The 17,539-nt window shown below is 60.9% G+C and carries 18 protein-coding genes; 8 read left to right on the forward strand and 10 right to left on the reverse strand.

Features of this window, described 5'->3' with window-relative positions:
* Positions 1-83: 83 nt before the first annotated feature.
* Together BM344_RS09555 and BM344_RS09560 are read left to right on the forward strand one after the other, a co-directional pair.
* The gene (locus BM344_RS09555) at positions 84-1,619 is read left to right on the forward strand and encodes a phosphoenolpyruvate carboxykinase (RefSeq protein ID WP_091988820.1); all 1,536 of its coding nucleotides are present in this window, start codon (positions 84-86) and stop codon (positions 1,617-1,619) included.
* Between the two features lie 87 nt (positions 1,620-1,706).
* Positions 1,707-1,985 carry a hypothetical protein gene (locus BM344_RS09560; RefSeq protein WP_091988823.1) on the forward strand — a complete coding sequence of 93 codons (279 nt, stop codon included), beginning with the start codon at positions 1,707-1,709 and terminating at the stop codon, positions 1,983-1,985.
* A gap of 39 nt (positions 1,986-2,024) precedes the next feature.
* Here BM344_RS09560 and BM344_RS09565 read toward each other — a convergent pair whose 3' ends face one another.
* A complete protein-coding gene (locus tag BM344_RS09565; RefSeq protein WP_091988826.1) occupies positions 2,025-4,091 on the reverse strand; it encodes a TRAP transporter large permease subunit in 2,067 nt (688 codons plus the stop codon).
* Between the two features lie 26 nt (positions 4,092-4,117).
* Positions 4,118-5,182, reverse strand: coding sequence for a hypothetical protein (locus tag BM344_RS09570; protein ID WP_091988829.1), 1,065 nt, complete (start codon positions 5,180-5,182; stop codon positions 4,118-4,120).
* A 284-nt stretch (positions 5,183-5,466) separates the two neighbouring features.
* Between BM344_RS09570 and BM344_RS09575 the strand changes: the two genes are divergently transcribed.
* Positions 5,467-5,739 (forward strand): HU family DNA-binding protein, encoded by a 273-nt coding sequence (locus BM344_RS09575; protein ID WP_091988832.1) that lies wholly within the window; start codon positions 5,467-5,469, stop codon positions 5,737-5,739.
* A gap of 41 nt (positions 5,740-5,780) precedes the next feature.
* Here the strand turns inward: BM344_RS09575 and BM344_RS09580 are convergent, their stop codons facing one another.
* From BM344_RS09580 to gshB, 8 genes are all read right to left on the reverse strand, one after another.
* On the reverse strand, positions 5,781-6,818 hold the full coding sequence (locus tag BM344_RS09580; protein WP_091988835.1) for a putative solute-binding protein: 1,038 nt from the start codon (positions 6,816-6,818) through the stop codon (positions 5,781-5,783).
* 209 nt (positions 6,819-7,027) lie between these two features.
* Positions 7,028-8,332, reverse strand: coding sequence for a dihydroorotase (locus BM344_RS09585; RefSeq protein ID WP_091988840.1), 1,305 nt, complete (start codon positions 8,330-8,332; stop codon positions 7,028-7,030).
* Positions 8,329-9,342 carry an aspartate carbamoyltransferase catalytic subunit gene (locus BM344_RS09590; RefSeq protein ID WP_091988843.1) on the reverse strand — a complete coding sequence of 338 codons (1,014 nt, stop codon included), beginning with the start codon at positions 9,340-9,342 and terminating at the stop codon, positions 8,329-8,331. The genes BM344_RS09585 and BM344_RS09590 overlap by 4 nt, the downstream gene beginning before the upstream one ends.
* A gap of 28 nt (positions 9,343-9,370) precedes the next feature.
* Positions 9,371-9,880 carry a bifunctional pyr operon transcriptional regulator/uracil phosphoribosyltransferase PyrR gene (gene pyrR, locus BM344_RS09595; protein ID WP_091988846.1) on the reverse strand — a complete coding sequence of 170 codons (510 nt, stop codon included), beginning with the start codon at positions 9,878-9,880 and terminating at the stop codon, positions 9,371-9,373.
* Positions 9,881-9,913: 33 nt separating this feature from the next.
* Positions 9,914-10,357, reverse strand: coding sequence for a Holliday junction resolvase RuvX (gene ruvX / locus BM344_RS09600; RefSeq protein WP_091988849.1), 444 nt, complete (start codon positions 10,355-10,357; stop codon positions 9,914-9,916).
* A complete protein-coding gene (locus tag BM344_RS09605; RefSeq protein WP_167363228.1) occupies positions 10,350-10,916 on the reverse strand; it encodes a YqgE/AlgH family protein in 567 nt (188 codons plus the stop codon). Before BM344_RS09605 ends, ruvX begins: the two co-directional genes overlap by 8 nt.
* Positions 10,913-11,779, reverse strand: a complete 867-nt coding sequence (locus BM344_RS09610) for an energy transducer TonB (protein WP_091988852.1) — start codon at positions 11,777-11,779, stop codon at positions 10,913-10,915. The genes BM344_RS09605 and BM344_RS09610 overlap by 4 nt, the downstream gene beginning before the upstream one ends.
* Before the next feature lie 48 nt (positions 11,780-11,827).
* Positions 11,828-12,781: a glutathione synthase gene (gene gshB, locus BM344_RS09615; protein ID WP_091988855.1), complete on the reverse strand. Its 954-nt coding sequence runs from the start codon at positions 12,779-12,781 to the stop codon at positions 11,828-11,830.
* A gap of 303 nt (positions 12,782-13,084) precedes the next feature.
* On the opposite strand from gshB, the gene pilG reads away from it, so the two are divergent.
* The 5 genes from pilG (at position 13,085) to BM344_RS09640 (ending at position 17,532) form a co-directional block, all read left to right on the forward strand.
* Entirely contained in the window at positions 13,085-13,477 is a 393-nt protein-coding gene (pilG, locus tag BM344_RS09620; protein ID WP_008175635.1) for a twitching motility response regulator PilG, read from the forward strand.
* A 32-nt stretch (positions 13,478-13,509) separates the two neighbouring features.
* Positions 13,510-13,872: a twitching motility response regulator PilH gene (pilH, locus tag BM344_RS09625; RefSeq protein ID WP_008939836.1), complete on the forward strand. Its 363-nt coding sequence runs from the start codon at positions 13,510-13,512 to the stop codon at positions 13,870-13,872.
* A 20-nt stretch (positions 13,873-13,892) separates the two neighbouring features.
* Positions 13,893-14,438 carry a chemotaxis protein CheW gene (locus BM344_RS09630; protein WP_091988858.1) on the forward strand — a complete coding sequence of 182 codons (546 nt, stop codon included), beginning with the start codon at positions 13,893-13,895 and terminating at the stop codon, positions 14,436-14,438.
* Between the two features lie 91 nt (positions 14,439-14,529).
* On the forward strand, positions 14,530-16,605 hold the full coding sequence (locus BM344_RS09635) for a methyl-accepting chemotaxis protein (RefSeq protein WP_091988861.1): 2,076 nt from the start codon (positions 14,530-14,532) through the stop codon (positions 16,603-16,605).
* A gap of 27 nt (positions 16,606-16,632) precedes the next feature.
* The gene (locus BM344_RS09640) at positions 16,633-17,532 is read left to right on the forward strand and encodes a CheR family methyltransferase (protein WP_091988864.1); all 900 of its coding nucleotides are present in this window, start codon (positions 16,633-16,635) and stop codon (positions 17,530-17,532) included.
* The last annotated feature ends 7 nt before the right edge of the window (positions 17,533-17,539 follow it).

Here is a 17,539-nt window from a genome sequence, read left to right on the forward strand (position 1 = left end):
GAATTGACCCGATTGTTCAGATTTCCGTCAATTTTGGGGGGCGGCCTGAACAATCGCTAAGACATCCCGAGGGCGAGGTCGAAGTGAGCACTACTTATAATGATCTGAGTACAGCACGACTGGTTGAGGTGGCGCTGGCACGTGACGAAGGCCAGTTGGCATCCAACGGATCGCTGGTGGTAAGAACCGGTGATCGCACGGGCCGGTCTCCCATGGACCGCTACATCGTTGAGGAGCCGAGCACCTCCGACGACATCCACTGGGGTCCGATCAACCGCCCGTTCGATGCGGAAAAGTTCGACGCCTTGTGGGAGCGTGTCGAGGCGTACATCGCCGAGAAAGGCCAGTTTGTTTCCCATGTGCACGTTGGCTCGGATCCCGAGCACTACCTGCCCGTGAAAATGACCACCGAGACTGCCTGGCAGAACCTGTTCGGTCGCAACCTCTTTATCCGCCCGGAGAGTTACAACCCGGCCGACAAACAGGAATGGCAGATTCTTAACGCAGCCAACTTTGAGTGCGTGCCCGAGCGTGACGGCACCAACAGCAACGGCTGCGTGATGATCAACTTTGCCAAGCGCAAGGTGCTGCTGGCCGGCATGCACTACGCGGGCGAAATGAAGAAAGCCATGTTCTCAGTGCAGAACTTCCTGCTGCCCGAGAAAGACGTGCTGCCCATGCACTGCTCCGCCAACGTAGGCGAGAACGGAGAAACCTGCCTGTTCTTCGGCCTGTCCGGCACCGGAAAGACCACCCTGTCTGCCGACCCCCACCGTTACCTGATCGGCGACGATGAGCATGGTTGGGGCCCGGGCACGGTGTTCAACATCGAAGGCGGCTGCTACGCCAAGTGCATCGACCTGAGCCAGAAAAACGAACCGATCATCTGGGACGCCATCCGTTTCGGCGCCATCGTCGAAAACGTGGTGATTGATCCGGAAACCCGCGAGCCGGACTACACCGATGTCTCGCTCACCGAGAACTCCCGTTGCGCCTACCCGCTTGAGCACGTCGAAAAGCGGGTGATCGAGAACCGGGCCGGCGAGCCGTCCCACATAGTGTTCCTGACCTGCGACATGACGGGCGTGCTGCCTCCGGTATCTATCCTGAGCCGTGAAGGCGCTGCCTACCACTTCCTCAGTGGCTACACCGCGCTGGTGGGCTCCACCGAAATGGGCTCCTCCTCGAAGCTCAAGTCCACCTTCTCCACCTGCTTCGGTGCGCCGTTCTTCCCGCGTCCGGCTGGCGTCTACGCCGAGCTGCTGATGAAGCGGATGGACGAGTTTGGCAGCAAGGTGTTCCTGGTGAATACCGGCTGGACCGGTGGTCCTTACGGTGAGGGACAGCGTTTCAGCATCCCGACCACGCGCGCCATCATTGCCGCCATCCAGAACGGCGATCTGGACGACGTGGAAACCGAGCACCTGCCCACGCTGAACCTGGATGTGCCCAGGCACGTGCCCGGCGTCGATACCGAGCTGCTGAACCCGCGCAACACCTGGGTAAGCCCAGACTACTATGATGGCAAGGCCCAGGAACTGATTGCCCAGTTCGTGGAAAACTTCAAGAAGTTCGACGTGGCCGATGCGATTGTTGAGGCTGGTCCGAAACTGAACTGATGCCGTGAGCGGTCAACAAAAAAGCGCCCTGCGAAAGCACGGCGCTTTTTTTGTAAGATAGGAGTTCAATCCTGCAGGACACCACCGATGAAAAACCGTCTGCGCAAGCTCTTCTCACCGATCCTGACGCCCATGGAAAGCGGTGAAGTCGGGCCCAGCTACAAGGCCTCCCACCGAACCATCCTGAAAGCGGTAGGCGTGCTCTTTCTCATTCTGGCCACAGGGTCTGGCGTCGGCCTGACCTATACGGGTGAACTTGGCGCACTAATCCCTCTGCTGGTTTTTCTGGGCATTGGCGGCGTTTCAATTATTGTCGCAACGCTCGGGTCCGATGCGGCCGTCTCGAAAATGTGGGGTAATCGATAGTCCTGGCAAGTACACCCGCGCCAGGGAACATCTTTCGTTTTATCCGCCGTAGAAGAGCAATGGCACAAACGCCACCAGGATCAGAGAAATGCCCATGGCAATCAACGGCATAATAATCCGCTCGTGGCGCTGGTAGAAGGTTCCGGTTTCCTGCTGGGCCGCCAGCACTTCCGCTTCCCCGACCACCTGTCGCGTGAGCAGATGGTTCAGCGCAACCGGCGGACTCAGGTAGCCCAGCTCGAAGGCTACCAGGGTCACCATCCAGAAGTGGATCGGGTGGATACCACTGGCATACGCGATGGTGGCTACCGTGGCCGTTACCAGGATCACCGCCCCGAAGGCGTCCATGATCATGCCCAGAACCACCAGGATTACCACCATCAGCAGCATGGCCGACCAGGTGCTGTCAAACGACTGCGGGAAGGTTTCCATGATGTGGGAGCGCTCGATCACGCCCCCGATGCTGACAGACAGACCCAGCAACAACAGCAATGCGCCGATCTCGGCGGTGGTATCGTTGGTGGCTCCACGCAGACTGCGCTCCAGACCCTGGTGATTGACTTCGCCCGAGGCGCGGCCTTTTCGGTTCTTCAGGCGCACATGTTCGTACACCAGAATAGCCAGCATGATGACCGGTAGCAGCCTCGGCGCCGAGAATTCATCCACGCCCACGTCGAGCGCCAGACGATAGAACAGCACTACCGCGGCAATCACCAGAACATAGGGAACCAGCGGCTTCAGCGCCTGAAGCATCGCCGGAAAGGCTTCTGACGAGGGCGCCAGGTTGAATTCGCTCTGCCGGTTCACGCTCAGGGCCACCAGCGCGAACATAGTGGCAGTCAGCAGGAACACCCAGATACCCCAGCCAAACAGCTCGTCGGTGGTCACTTCACGGTTCAGGTAGGCAATGACCACCACCAGCAGACAGGGCCGCAAAACCACACCCAGGGAACCGGACATTGCGGTCGCCGCCAGGGCGAGATGGCGTCGTGCACCGGCAGCGCGCAGTTCGCTGTAGATCACGGCACCAGCGGCAATCACAAAGATACCGGAGGCACCGGTATAGGCAGTTGGCACCGCCGCCACCAGAACCGCCACCACGGCGAGCAATTCCGGGGGCATACGCCAGGGTCTGAACACGTTGAACACCAGGGTTGCCAGGCGGGTCTGCTTGAGCATCATGCCCACCCAGACATACAGGCCGACGTTGAGGAACATGTCCGACAGTTCCATCATCTTGCCCAGATAAATCCCAATGCCCGAGGCGTGCCCGATCAGCGCAAAATAGGTCCCGGAAATCAGGCACATCACCGTGTACAGGGGCACCGCGAGGAAGGCCTTGTTCAGGTTACCTCCCGGCTCCAGATCCCGCGGTACCCGCAACAGCCGATAGAGGCTGGCCAGGGTCAGGCAGGCAAAGCCAACAATCCAGAAATTGTGCAGCAGGAGCTCTTCCGACGAGACGGCGGTGTCCGAACCCAGGGTGGATTGCCGGAAAATCACGCTGGAGCCCAGCAGCATGGCGTTGGCAATGGTCTGCAGCGTATGAGATACGGTGTAATCCAGCCGGGTCTCCATCGCGCGCATGGCAATGTGGTGTCGGGTCAGGGTGGCTGTCACCGCACACAGCATGACCAGCACCACCAGAATGAAACGCTGGGACTCCAGCCCGTACGCAATCAGATCGGCGATGAACAGCTCCACCGCGCGATAGGCTTTGACTCCGGGGGAAAGTTGTTGCTGAAGGTTCTCGAAGCTCCGGTGTGCTTCGCGGCAATCGGTTACGGAGCGCTCGATGGCCAGGCGGACGTCGGCGGGGTCCTTCTCTTCAGCACCCAGCAGGGCCGCCATCGGATCGTCAGCTTCGGCACTGGCGGCCAGTTCGGCTTCAACCGCAGCGTCGATGTCCGGATCTGGATCACAGGTGGGCTGGACCGGATCCATCCGCAGCTTGTAATAGCCGCTCCAAAGCTGTTCGCCACCACGCAGCATCTGATTGTGGATGTCGCTGCTGGTGGAAAAAATAACCACCGCCAACAACAGCAGGCACGCCGGCAGCGATGAAAACCACTCCAGACCGCTGCGCTCAAAACCGCCCTTGGACATGACTCTTTACCCTGGAAGTGGAATGGTTACAGCAGATCGTCCAGATCCATGGTTTCAACGTTTTCCGGCTGGTCGTCCCAGAAACTCCCGAGCTGACCAAGCGGGGTCCGGTGCCCGGTATTCTCGACCCAGAGACGATCAGAAACGGCAACGATCATGTCGGTGGCCAGGGCGTCGACGAAGCGCCACTCCTCATTGGAAGGAGTGGTCTCCAGGGATTCGGCGTGATCGCGGATCACCTGGCGCACCATCGCTTCATCGCCCTTGTTCATCGCCGCCAATGCGTGAAATACATGAGCCAGGCGAACGCCTGCCGCTTCACCTTGGTCACCGGCGATCGCCAGTCGCTCGAACGCGTTCTCACCCTCGGGCTGGGCACCGGGAATCATGGCCCAGACGGTGGCCCTCAAGGCCATCGGGGCACCCCACCATTTCTCATTGTCCAGACAACTGGTGGCCCGGGCCGCAATGGAGCCGATGTTGGTGGGCACGCCGGTAGATGAGGTGGACTGGATCTGGGCATTCAACGCCTGCAGGCCCGAGAGCAGGCCAGCCATGTAGATGAATTCGTCCATGTCGTCATCAAAGCCGGGGCATTCGCCGACGGCGGGATCACCGTAATGGGCCTTGAAATGCTGCCAGGCCCGGAAATAACGCTGGGAAGCCAGGGTGTGGGCGCGCTTCTGGCGGATCATCGCGTCCTGCGCGGCGTTGCCATTCATGGCGTGCAGGGCCGCCAGCGCTGCCAGTTCATGCTCCCGGGCCTGCTCATCGGCACAGCCGCCGGCGGAGAGGTAAAGCATGACCGCCAACTGGTCCGGCTCATCGGTTACCCGACCGAAAGACATCAGCAGAGGTGCGGTCGCCTCGCTCATGGCGCATCCCATGGCCAGATCGTCGCTTTGCATCAGGAACGGCACGGTGTGGTTTCGGGAAAAGCCCTGCATGACATCGCCGGTGGTCTTGTAGATCATGTTGTTGACCACACCACAGCCACTGAGTAAAACGCTGGCAGCCACCGCCGCCAGCAGGCCGCGGACAGGTCGCATCCAGGACGTTGCCGGGCGCGAGGAGTTCCGGAGTTGACTCATAACTTCTATACCTTTTGGTTCTTGTTGTCCCGCCCGGTGATGCGGGCAGCGGTACCGGGAGTCGCGGCACCGCTTTGTTACAGACTGTAACCAGGCCCGCATTATGGCGTAGGTAACCCGCTTTTTATGCGACAGATGCCGCAAATGACACCGAATTTCACAGACTTCCGCCGCACCGGTGTTTGCACATTGGGGCGCAAGCCACTATAGATTGGAGCAGCCATGAGTCGTTTGATTCCGGCCGCACCAGACTGAAAAAGCAGAATTACAAAAAGGAGTATCCGATGCGCAAACCTGAACTCGCCGCTGCCATAGCCGATCGCACCGGCCTGACCCGGGAAAAAGCCAGCGAAGTCATCACCGCCTTTACCGACCAGGTCTCTGCGGCCGCGTCGCGGGGCGAAGATGTCACCCTGATTGGCTTTGGCACCTTCAACATCCGAACCCGGGAAGCCCGGGACGGACGCAATCCGCAAACCGGCGAGGCGATCAGGATACCCGCCAGCAAGACCGTGGGGTTCAAGGCAGGCAAAGCCCTGAAGGACCAAATCCGCTAACCGGACGCCGGCCCGCCCTGCGGGCCGGCGTCCGACCAGTTTCAGGTTCCGGCCACCGAGGCACACTCGGACCGGGTGGCGTCGACCCGACAGCGAATCGCCTTCATCAGCTTGATGGCGCGCTCGTCGTAGACGCCGTCTTCCAGCAACGACAGCCGCACCTTGCGCAGCATCTTGTCGTACTCCGCGGTATCCTCCTGCGGCAGGTACATCCAGACATTTTCCGGAATCTCGGCTTCCGCCTGGGCAATAATTTCGTAAGCCTCGTCAATGCGCTTGATGGACTCGTCGCGCACCATCTGTCCGGCGGAATCCGGGAACCGGTCACGATGGATGATCACCTGGAAATTCATATAGCCGAGGGCGTATTTGACCACGGCTCCGTTGGGTTCAACGCCCTTGTAGAGCTCCAGCGGCGTATAGGCCACGGCCGGCGCATAGGCCAGATCGACACTGCCATTGTTGAACTTGCCGGCGAAGTTGGCCGAGTTGGAACCAACCACGGAAGCGCCCACATGCCGCACCATGCGTACCGATGCCTGGTCGTAGTCGAGGGTGGCAATCCGTTTACCCTGCAGTTTTTCCACCGAGTCGATGCTCCGGTCGCGGGTATGCAGATAGATGGCGCCACCGGGGAACACGCCCGCCACCTCATAAGGACCGTCGATCAGGAAGGGCCGGGCCTTGGGCTGGCTTAGAGTGTTGTACAACAGGCGCATTTCCTCCTCGCCTGGCACTGCCCCCATGGCCTCGAGGCTGCCGGTGAACTTGTTGAACTCCCGGGCCCGGGTACCGGTCAGCAACACCGCGTCGCACTGGCCTGCCTTGAAGTCCTCCGCCGCCACCTTCTCATCGGTGTAGGCGCGCAGGTCCAGCTTGATGCCGTGGTTCAGGGCAACGGGCTGAAAGGTCTTGGTGATGGCGAAAAGGGGGCCGTTGGCGCCCACCGGGTCGAATACGCAGAAGCTGCGCTCAAGGGGCTCATTCTGCGCCTGGGCGTGGCCCGCCAGAGGCATGAACACGCCGGCACACAGGGCTACCGCCAGCGCGAAGCGCCGGGGATGTTTGATTGATTTCACGGGATAACTCCTGGTTGTTATTGTCGGACACCGGCACATCCGGGTACCGTTCAGGCCTTACGTTCCTTGGTCGACCATAGGCCGACGGTCACAAGAATACGTTGGCACCGGTGCCTGCCATCAAGGGCTTTTCGGCAAAAGGGGAAGAATCTGTGATGGCGTCGACAGAGGTCACGCTACCTCTGCCGCACTTTGCCAGTCAGGGCCGCTCAGGTTTCCGGATGTTCCCAGGCTTTGCGCCCGCCGGCCAGAGTCAGGCGCACCACGCCCGGCAACTCCCGATCCGTCACCGGCGCGTGGCGACCGGCGGAGACCAGAGTCCGGGGCCCGGGCGCCCAGAAGGCCTCCGGATCAAACAGGCACAGGTCGGCCGGTTCGCCCGGAGCAACCCTGGCAGAACGACCGATCACCGATGCCGGGCCGCTCGTGAGGGCACGCATCAGATCGGCCAGCGACAGCTCGTTCATTTCCACCAGCTCCAGGCCCAGCGACAGCACACTTTCAATGCCGGACAGGCCCGGTTCCGTCGCCGCCATGGGCGCCTGCTTGGCGGCGGTGTCGTGCGGCTGGTGCTGGCTGACGATGGCATCAATGATGCCGTCACGAACGCCGGCGATCAGCGCTTTTCGATCGGCTTCGCTGCGCAGCGGCGGACGCACGTGAAACCGGCTGTCAAAACTGGCCAGGGCCTCTTCGGTAAACACCAGCTGGTGCATGGCCACATCAGCGGTCACAGCAATACCGCGACGACGGGCCTCCGCCAGCATCTCCACGCTACGGCCACAGGACAGCTGGCTAAGGTGCAGGCGGACACCGGTTTCCTCCGCCAGCAGCAGCATTTCCATCACGGCAGCCGTTTCCGCCACCTCCGGGATGCCGAGCAGTCCTAGACGAGACGTCACCAGACCGTCATGGGCATAGCCGTCGGCTGCCAGCGCCTGATTTTCGGGGCTGAACATCACGGTCAGACCAAAAGTCTGTGCGTAGGCCATGCACCGACGCAGAATGCGGGCATTCCGCACCCCGCGGGAGCCATTGCCCACCGCCACGCAGCCCGCGGCCGCCAGGCCCGCCATGTCACTGAGCAGGTCGCCCTCCAGGCCGCGGGTGATGGCCCCCACCGGCAGCACCCGGATCGGAGACCGGCTGGCGGCGCCGTCACGGATCAGATGGGTGACCGCACTGGAATCGTTTACCGGCGAGGTTTCCGGCGACGCGCACACCGTGGTGAACCCGCCGTGGGCCGCCGCCCGCGTTTCCGAGGCAATGTTGCCCTTCTGGCCGTTGCCCGGTTCGCGAAGGTTACAACACAGATCGACAAAGCCCGGCGCAATCACCCAGTCATCGGCCCGAACGGTCTCGTCCGCCGTCGCCCGGAGGGCCTCATCGCCCAGGGCGGCAATGTGACCATCGCGAATCAGGATCGCGGCGTTGTCCTGCTCGCTCCCCAGGCCATCAAACAGTCGACCGCCGGTAATCTTCAGGCTGGGTCCCGGTGCGTTGGCACTGCTCATGACGAGGCCCCCTCACTCAGTTTCTGCTGGCGTTCGGCCACCTGGCCGCCCATGGCCATGGACATCACCGCCATCCGGATGGCGATGCCGTTGGTCACCTGATTCAGGATGACCGACTGGGGGCCATCTGCCACGGCGGATTCGATTTCTACCCCGCGATTAATGGGCCCCGGGTGCATGACAATGCACTCGGGGTGAGCCAACTCCAGCTTTTCCTGGTTCAGGCCATACAGCCGGTAGAACTCACGCTCGCTGGGCAACAGGGCCCCCTCCATGCGCTCCTTTTGCAGGCGCAGCATGATCACCACGTCCAGATCCCGCATGCCGCGCTTCATGTCGTAGTCGACCCGGCAGCCAAGGCTCTCCACGTCTTTGGGCAACAGCGTGCCGGGCGCAATCACCCGCACCTCTTCGGCGCCCAGCTCGTTGAGAGCTCGAATCTGGGAGCGGGCCACCCGCGAGTGCAGGACATCGCCCACAATCGCCACTTTCAGCCCCTCGAAACTCCCTTTGCGCTGGCGGATGGTGAGCATGTCGAGCATGGCCTGGGTTGGGTGGGCATGGCGTCCATCGCCGGCGTTGATGATGGCCACGCCGGGGGTCACGCTCTCGGCGATAAAATGCGGCGCGCCGCTCTGGGAGTGCCGAACCACGAACATGTCGCTGGCCATGGCTTCAAGGTTGAGCAGGGTATCGGACAGGGATTCGCCCTTGGAGGTGGCCGAGGTGCTGATGTCCAGGTTGAGCACGTCGGCCGACAGGCGCTTGGCGGCCAGCTCGAAGGTGCTTCGGGTGCGGGTGCTGGATTCGAAGAACAGGTTCACCACCGTCCGCCCCCTCAGCAGCGGTACCTTCTTGATGGAACGCTCGCCCACCTCGATGAACGAATCCGCAGTGTCCAGGATGTCGGTGAGCAGGCTGCGATCAAGCCCGTCCAGGGTCAAAAAATGCCGCAACTGGCCATCCCGGGTCAGCTGCAAGTGGTGCGGGGAGGAGTCTTGTGCGGTCATGGGTCGCCTGTTGTCTGATTCGGAGATTTTACCGCCCGGCTTCCTGAAGCTCGATCCGGAGCGGGTCGGGGCCCCGGAGCTTGACCCGCTGGTGGGATTCCAGGGCCAGGACACGGCCGGCCACGTCGGGCTGAATGGGCAGTTCCCGGGCGCCAAGATCAATCAATGTGGCCAGTATGATACTGGCTGGGCGGCCATAATCGAAGATCTCATTCATGGCCGCGCGGATGGTGCGGCCACTCATGATGACGTCGTCGATCAGGATGATGTCCCGGTCTTCGGTATCGAACGGCAGGCTGGAGGGTTTGACCCGGGGGTTGAGTCCGATGCGGCTGAAATCGTCCCGGTAAAAGGAGATGTCCAGTTCCCCGAAGGATTCCTCAATGCCCAAGCGCTTGCTGAGCACATCCGCCAACCAGACGCCGCCAGTGCGAATGCCGATCAGCACCGGCGCCTCAATGCCTCGGTGTTCGAGCACCTGGCGCAGGCCGGCTTCCATTTCATCCAGCAACTGGTTGATGTCGAGCAATGCGGTCATTTATTCCTCGCTGTTTCAAAAGCCGGAGCCAGTTCAGTGGCCGGGCGGGTTTGACTGCAGGCCAAACCAGGTTTCCAGTATCAGTACCGCGGCCCGATCATCCACGCCGTGGCGGCCAAAATCCCGACTGCCGCCAGCGGCCATCACATCGCCCTTGGCTTCGAAGCTGGTGAGTCGCTCATCCACCATCTCCACCGGCACGTGAAAACGCCCGTGCAGACGCTTGCCAAACTTGCGGGCCCGGGCGCACATCTCGTTCTCGGAATCGTCCATGTTCAGGGGCAGCCCCACCACCACCAGATCCGGCTGCCACTCGGTCAACAGGGCCTCGATCTGGTGCCAATCCGGAATTCCGTCACGTGCGGGAATCAGTGCTACCGGCTGGCCGGTTGCCAGCAGCTCCTGGCCGACTGCCACACCGATACGGCGGGTGCCAAAATCAAACGCCATCACCCGACGGCTGGCCGCTTCAGGCATGGCCTACGGATTCACTGAGCTGGTTGAGATCAATGCCTATCAATTTCAGGACTGCCTCGTAGCGATCTTCCCAGCGGGTGCGAAACAGGATATCGGTGTTGGCGGGGCAAGTCAGCCAGGCATTGCTGCCGAGCTCTTCCTCCAGTTGCCCCTCGCTCCAGCCGGAATAGCCCAGGGCCACCAGGTATTCCGCGGGTCCTTCCCCACGACCGATGCCGGCCAGCACGTCCCGGGAGGTGGTCAGCAATACCTCGTCAGTCACCCGGGCGGTGTTTTGCCAGTTGGTGCCTGGCGTGTGCAGCACAAATCCCCGTTCCGGCTGGACCGGTCCGCCACTGAAAACAGGGATATCGAGCTCATCCCCGGGCAGATCGAGCTGCTCGAGGATTTCGCCGAGATGAATGTCCAGTGGATGGTTGATCATCAGCCCCAGGGCACCCTCTTCGGAATGCTCGCACAGGTAGATCACGCCACCATGGAATCTTGGGTCGGCAAGATAGGGCGACGCCACCAGAAAGTGATGGCGCAGGCTGTGGGGAGAATGTTTCGATGCTGTCATCCGGATGTCAGCCCCCGACGCTGGAAAGACCAGGTTCGTATGATCTCGAGTTCGTCCACCTCCTGCCGCATCTCCTCGGGGAACGGGGCAAAAGGCGCTGCCATTCTCACAATCCGGATGGCGGCATCATCCAGCACCGTGCTGCCAGAGGACTGCAGAATGGCCACTTCCTTGATGGTGCCGTCCTTCTTCAACGACACCAGCATACGCAGTGTGCCATAGATACCTGCCCGACGCGCCTCGGTCGGGTAGTTGATGTTACCCACCCGGGTCACCTTGCTCACCCAGTTTTGAACGTACCAGGCGTTGGTGGATTTCAGAGTGGACGCCGCGGTCACACGCATCACCCGCGGCTTGCGGGCGTAGGCCCTCTGCTGGGCATCAAACCGGGCCTCCAGGCTGGCGATCTCCAGGCTGCGCTCCATCAGGCTCTTTTTCTCCCGCACCGGCAGCGGCTCTTCCTCGGGTGTCGTCTGCTCCTGCGGTTTCTGAATCTTCTGGCTGGAAGGGCTCTCGGTCTGGACCACGGGCCGCTCTTCCTTCGGCTGCGGCCGGGTTGTCGACGGAGGCTCCGGCTGCACCTGCGCCACCTCTGGCTGGCTGATCTCCGCCGGCTGAGGCGTGGTCATTTCCTGGACCTCTTCTTCGGTACCACTGCCCTGCTGGCTGGTCTGGGCCAGGAAGTCCGCTTTTTCCGGCGCTTCCTGGTCGTCAAACTGCGACAGGGTAATTTCCATGGTCTGGGCCGAGGAGCGCGGCTCCTCCGGGGCAAAGGTAATGCCCAGCACCACCATGGCGTGCACGGCCAGTGCCATGAAGAGGGTAAAGGAGAGCCGGTCGAAGTCGCTTACCTGAACTGCCATTCCTGAATTGAATCCTGTCGTTGAACCCGTCCGGCCGGTCTGGCCGGATCAAGCCTGGCCGAGACGCCGGGCGATGGCATCCATCAGCATGCCGCCAATATCGATCCCGAAGGCGGCATCAAGTTCCCGGATGCAGGTCGGGCTGGTCACGTTGATTTCGGTCAGGTAATCACCGATCACGTCCAGACCCACAAAGATCAGTCCCTTTTCCTTGATCACCGGCGCCACACGGGCACAGATTTCACGGTCCCGGGCGGTCAACTCACGGCCCTCGCCGCGACCACCGGCGGCCAGATTGCCCCGGTTTTCTCCGTGGGACGGAATCCGGGCCAGGGCATAGGGCACCGGCTCACCGTCGATCAACAGTATGCGCTTGTCGCCGTCGGTGATTTCGGGAATGTATTTCTGGGCCATGGCCTGATGGGTGCCATAGTTGGTCAGGGTTTCAATAATGACCCCCAGATTGAAGTCATTTTCCCGGATACGGAAGATCGAATGCCCACCCATGCCGTCCACCGGCTTCATGATGACATCGCCGTGCTTGGCGTAGAACTCCCGGAACCGGGTGGCGGAACGGCTGACCAGCAGCGGCGGGGTCAGATCCTCGAACTGGGTGGCAAACAGTTTCTCGTTACAGTCCCGCAGCGTGGCCGCCGGATTGACCACCAGCGCCCCCTGCTGCTCGGCGGCTTCCAGTATATAGGTGGCCATCAGGAACTCGCGGTCCACCGGCGGATCCTTGCGCATGAGGATCACGTCCAGGTCCCCCAGCGCCCGATCCCGGGCGGGCCCATAGCTGAACCAGTTGTCCGGATCCATGTGTACGGTCAGGTCCCGGGTGTGGGCCATGGCTTTGCCGCCGTCGAGGTACAGGTCGGGCAGCTCCATGTACTCAATTTCCCAGCCCCGGTTCTGGGCGGCCAACAACATGGCCAGTGAACTGTCTTTCTTGAAGTGAATGTCTTCAATCGGATCCATCACGATCCCGAGTCTGACGGTCATGGGCTTTGGTGGACTCCCTGAGGGTTAAAAACACGAACCGGTCTGCAGAGCGGACCAGTCAATCGATGCTATGCTTTGCATTGATAACAGATGGTATTGTACCCGAGCTGCAAATGCATCCGGAGAAATCCTCAGTCAGTAACGTGACAGTGCGGGCAGAAGTACATTTGGTCACAAACTAATACTTTTTATCCGTTCATTGATAATCTATAAATGATCGGGGTTTATAGAAGAACCTTAAGGTTTGTGTTAAAACCCTCGGTTCAAAATAACGACAGTCGCTGAGCGCAAGGCAGTTGGACAATGGATGACAACTTCGAGAACTTGAAGATCATGGTGATCGACGACAGTAAAACCATCCGTCGCACCGCAGAAACCCTGTTGAAAAAGGTCGGCTGCGAGGTGATCACCGCAACCGACGGCTTTGACGCTCTCGCCAAGATCGCCGATTCCCAGCCGGACATCATTTTTGTTGATATCATGATGCCTCGCCTGGACGGCTACCAGACCTGCGCACTTATCAAGAACAACTCCTCCTTCAAGAAGACGCCGGTTATCATGCTCTCCAGCAAGGACGGGCTGTTCGACAAGGCCAAAGGCCGGATCGTAGGCTCGGACCAGTACCTGACCAAACCGTTCAGCAAGGATGAACTGCTCAACACCATCCGCCAGTACGTTCCACAGGCGGAACAGTAAACCTGCTGATACAAAGAACCATTGAGGAAACCATGGCCCGCATTCTGATTGTTGATGACTCCCCTACCGAGGTTAAGAAGATCTCCACGATCCTGGAGAAACACCAGCACGAGGTGCTGACCGCCGACAACGGCGCAGACGGTGTTGCCAAGGCCCGTGCAGAAACACCCGACCTGGTTCTGATGGACGTGGTCATGCCCGGCCTGAACGGCTTCCAGGCAACCCGCCAGCTGACCCGCGCACCGGAAACCGCCTCCATTCCCGTGGTCATTGTTACCACCAAGGATCAGGAGACAGACCGGGTATGGGGTACCCGCCAGGGCGCCAAGGGTTACCTGGTCAAGCCGGTTAACGAAGACGACCTGATCAAAACAATCAACAGCCTGATTGCCTGATCCCCAACCGTGGAGTACGCATGTCCGCCCAGGCCGCCCCTTTTGCCGTTCTGACGGATATCGCCGAGCGCAGCCGGTCCATGGCCGCCGGCCTGCCGGAGCAACAGGAAGCCGTTGAGCTCTGGAACGGCATTGGTTTCATTCTCGCCGGCCAGCGCTACGTCGCTCCCATGGGCGAAGTTACTGAAATCCTCCACGTGCCCCGCTTTACCCACATTCCCGGGGTACGCCCGTTTCTGCTCGGAGCGGCCAATGTTCGCGGCCGCCTCCTGCCTCTGGTCGACCTTGCCAGCTTCTTCGACATCCCCCGTTCCTCCCGCAGCCAGCGGGAGCGGCGCGTGCTCGTTGTTGAACAGGGCGACATTTTCAGCGGGCTGGTCGTGGACAGCGTTCTGGGCATGCAGTACTTCGCAACTGACAGTTTCAAGGATTCGCCTGACGGCGTTCCTGAAAACGTTCGACCGTTTGTCTCAGGCGGTTACGAACGCAATGAGGAAGTCTGGAAAGTGTTCTCGGCCGTCGACCTGCTCGACGACGAACGCTTCCTGGACGTTGCCCAGTGGTAAGGGTGGTGACAATGGCAGGAACATCACCCTGACCGCCTGAAGCCCGACAAAACAAACTTGCCATTTTATTGAAAAGGCCGGGAGCCAGAAGATGAAGAACAGAGCCGGAAGACTCAGTATGGGACAGGGAGGCAACAAACTGGTTGCCGGCCTGATCGCCGCACTGATCGCACTCACCATCCTGCTCGTTGTGGTGCTGTTTATTATCAACCGGGACAGCCAGAACGATCAGGAATACATCGCCCAGACCGCGGAACTGCGGGTACTCTCGCAGGCCATTGCGAAGAACGCCACGGAAGCGGCCGGCGGCACCGCCGAGGCCTTCAACCAGCTGCGGCGATCCCGGGACGAATTCCAGCAGCTCTGGACCAACATCACCGAAGGTAACCCGGAAACCGGCCTGCCCCCCAGTGAAATGGCCCAGGAAAGCGGCGTACAGGCCACCTGGAACACGGTGCGGGAGAACGCCGACAGCATCCTCTCCACGCAGGATGCCGTACTTGGCCTGCACGAGGTCGCCCGGACTCTCAACGAAACCATTCCCCAGCTGCAGGTTGAGTACGACGACATCGTACAGATCCTGCTCGACAACAACGCGCCGGCCGAGCAGATTGCCCTGGCCCAGCGCCAGTCACTGCTGGCAGAACGGATTGTGCGCTCGGTTAACAACGTACTCTCCGGTGACGAAGACGCCGTTATCGCCGCCGACCGTTTCGGCCGCGACGCCAACCTCTTCGGCCGCGTACTCGACGGCCAGCTCAATGGCAACCCGGCCATGGGTATTTCTCGGGTTGACGACGAAGACGCCATCTACGGCCTGGAAGCCGTTGATGAGCTGTTCCAGTTCGTTTCCCAGAACGTAGACGCAATTCTTGAAGCCTCTCCCGACCTCTTCAAGGTGCGTACCGCTGCCAGTGATATCTTCCAGAACTCCGAGATCCTGCTCTCCGAACTGTCTGACCTGGCGGAAAACTTCCGGAACCAGTCCGGCTCCCGCGTGGTCAGCCCGACGCTCGCCTTCATCATCCTGGCTGCGATGGTGGCCATCGTTGTGTTCATCGGTCTGGCCCTGTATCGCGAAGCCCAGGCCCGCCTGGCCACGACCCAGGAGCAGAACGAGCAGAACCAGAACGCGATCCTGCGACTGCTGGACGAACTGGCCGACCTGGCGGACGGTGACCTGACCACCGAGGCCACGGTTACCGAGGACTTCACCGGCGCCATCGCCGACTCCATCAACTACGCGATCGACCAGATGCGCGGGCTGGTACAGGCGATCCGGGGTACGGCGGTACGGGTTGCTTCTGCGGCCCAGGAAACCCAGGCCACGGCCATGCACCTGGCCGATGCCTCCGAGCACCAGGCCCAGGAAATTGCCGGCGCCTCTGCCGCGGTGAACGAGATGGCGGTTTCCATCGACCAGGTATCCTCCAACGCCGCCGAATCCTCCGCGGTTGCGGAGCGCTCGGTTGCGATCGCGAAGAAAGGCGCGGAAGTGGTACAGAACACCATCCGTGGCATGGACAACATCCGTGAGCAGATCCAGGAAACGTCCAAGCGGATCAAGCGACTGGGTGAATCGTCCCAGGAAATCGGTGACATCGTATCCCTGATCAATGACATCGCCGACCAGACCAACATCCTGTCCCTGAACGCCGCGATCCAGGCCTCCATGGCCGGTGACGCGGGCCGGGGCTTCGCGGTGGTTGCGGACGAAGTTCAGCGACTGGCGGAACGTTCCTCTGCGGCAACCAAGCAGATTGAAGCGCTGGTTAAGACGATCCAGTCAGACACCAACGAAGCCGTTATCTCCATGGAACACACCACCGCCGAGGTGGTCCGTGGTGCCCGTCTGGCCCAGGACGCGGGTATCGCGCTCGAGGAAATCGAGAACGTATCCATGTCTCTGGCAGAACTGATCCAGAACATCTCCAACGCCGCGCGCCAGCAGTCTTCTTCTGCCGCGCACATTTCCAACACCATGAACGTTATCCAGGAAATCACCTCCCAGACCTCCTCCGGTACCAACGCGACAGCGAAGTCTATCGGTAACCTGGCAGAAATGGCGTCCGAGCTGCGGTCTTCCGTTGCCGGCTTCACCCTGCCAGAAGAGGACGCGGCGGATCAGGAAGAAGAGGAAGACAGCGACGTTCCGGTGGTGGGCTGATCTTCGCTCCAGGGCTGTTGACGGTTTATGGCGCACATGCATAACAACCTGTCACCTGCCGAGGGCATCTGGTCACTGCGCCGACTCCCCGACATGGATGAGGCGCAGTTCACCCAGTGGCAAACCCTGCTGGAGCACCGGACGGGTATAACCCTGCCGGCAGAGCGCCGTTCCTTCCTGGAGACCAACCTTGGCATCCGGATGCGGGAAATCGGCTGCAGCAGTTACCAGGCCTACTACGAGCAGATAGTCTCCGGACCGGACGCCATCCGGGAATGGGCCACGCTGGTGGACAGGCTCACGGTTCAGGAAACCCGGTTCTTCCGGGACCCGGACGCCTTCCGACTGGTGGCGGACTATGTGCTTACCCGGCCCAGGGAGCTGTTAAGGAAACGCCCGCTGGAGGCCTGGAGTGTCGGCTGTTCGACCGGCGAGGAGCCCTACACCCTGGCCATGGTGCTGAACGAGTGCATGAACCAGCTGGCGCTTCAGCCGTTGTTCGGCGTCACCGGTTCGGACATCAGCAAGCCTGCAATCGAGAAGGCCCGGAACGGCCAGTTCAATCCCCGCAAACTGCTGGGCATGGACGAAGAGATGAAAACCCGGTACTTCCGCCCGGCCGAGCGGAATACCGTCGAAATTGTGAACAGCATCCGTGACCGAGTGTGCTTTACCAGACTCAATGTACTGGATCTCGACAAGGCACCGATGCACGGCATGAACATTATCTTCTGCCAGAACCTGCTGATCTATTTCCGTCGTTGGCGCCGGCGGGAAATTGTCAAGCGACTTGCAGAGCGGCTGGCGCCCGGGGGGTTGCTGGTGCTGGGCCAGGGAGAGCTGACCGACTGGCAGCCACCCGGCCTTCAGAGAGTTCCCTCGGAACATGTGCTGGCGTGGATCAAACGCCAGACTGACGAAGAATAACCGGAGT

The sequence above is a fragment of the Marinobacter gudaonensis genome, from assembly GCF_900115175.1.
Taxonomy (GTDB): domain Bacteria; phylum Pseudomonadota; class Gammaproteobacteria; order Pseudomonadales; family Oleiphilaceae; genus Marinobacter; species Marinobacter gudaonensis.

Excerpts from the sequence above, each read along its gene's own strand:
- BM344_RS09605 (WP_167363228.1), bottom strand. The coding sequence starts at position 10,916 with ATGACAGCATCGAAACATTCTCCCCACAGCCTGCGCCATCACTTTCTG.
- BM344_RS09635 (WP_091988861.1), top strand. The coding sequence starts at position 14,530 with ATGAAGAACAGAGCCGGAAGACTCAGTATGGGACAGGGAGGCAACAAA.
- BM344_RS09575 (WP_091988832.1), top strand. The coding sequence starts at position 5,467 with ATGCGCAAACCTGAACTCGCCGCTGCCATAGCCGATCGCACCGGCCTG.
- BM344_RS09640 (WP_091988864.1), top strand. The coding sequence starts at position 16,633 with ATGGCGCACATGCATAACAACCTGTCACCTGCCGAGGGCATCTGGTCA.
- gshB (WP_091988855.1), bottom strand. The coding sequence starts at position 12,781 with ATGACCGTCAGACTCGGGATCGTGATGGATCCGATTGAAGACATTCAC.
- pilH (WP_008939836.1), top strand. The coding sequence starts at position 13,510 with ATGGCCCGCATTCTGATTGTTGATGACTCCCCTACCGAGGTTAAGAAG.
- BM344_RS09610 (WP_091988852.1), bottom strand. The coding sequence starts at position 11,779 with ATGGCAGTTCAGGTAAGCGACTTCGACCGGCTCTCCTTTACCCTCTTC.
- BM344_RS09560 (WP_091988823.1), top strand. The coding sequence starts at position 1,707 with ATGAAAAACCGTCTGCGCAAGCTCTTCTCACCGATCCTGACGCCCATG.
- pilG (WP_008175635.1), top strand. The coding sequence starts at position 13,085 with ATGGATGACAACTTCGAGAACTTGAAGATCATGGTGATCGACGACAGT.
- BM344_RS09585 (WP_091988840.1), bottom strand. The coding sequence starts at position 8,332 with ATGAGCAGTGCCAACGCACCGGGACCCAGCCTGAAGATTACCGGCGGT.
- BM344_RS09590 (WP_091988843.1), bottom strand. The coding sequence starts at position 9,342 with ATGACCGCACAAGACTCCTCCCCGCACCACTTGCAGCTGACCCGGGAT.
- pyrR (WP_091988846.1), bottom strand. The coding sequence starts at position 9,880 with ATGACCGCATTGCTCGACATCAACCAGTTGCTGGATGAAATGGAAGCC.
- BM344_RS09570 (WP_091988829.1), bottom strand. The coding sequence starts at position 5,182 with ATGAGTCAACTCCGGAACTCCTCGCGCCCGGCAACGTCCTGGATGCGA.
- BM344_RS09565 (WP_091988826.1), bottom strand. The coding sequence starts at position 4,091 with ATGTCCAAGGGCGGTTTTGAGCGCAGCGGTCTGGAGTGGTTTTCATCG.
- ruvX (WP_091988849.1), bottom strand. The coding sequence starts at position 10,357 with ATGCCTGAAGCGGCCAGCCGTCGGGTGATGGCGTTTGATTTTGGCACC.
- BM344_RS09630 (WP_091988858.1), top strand. The coding sequence starts at position 13,893 with ATGTCCGCCCAGGCCGCCCCTTTTGCCGTTCTGACGGATATCGCCGAG.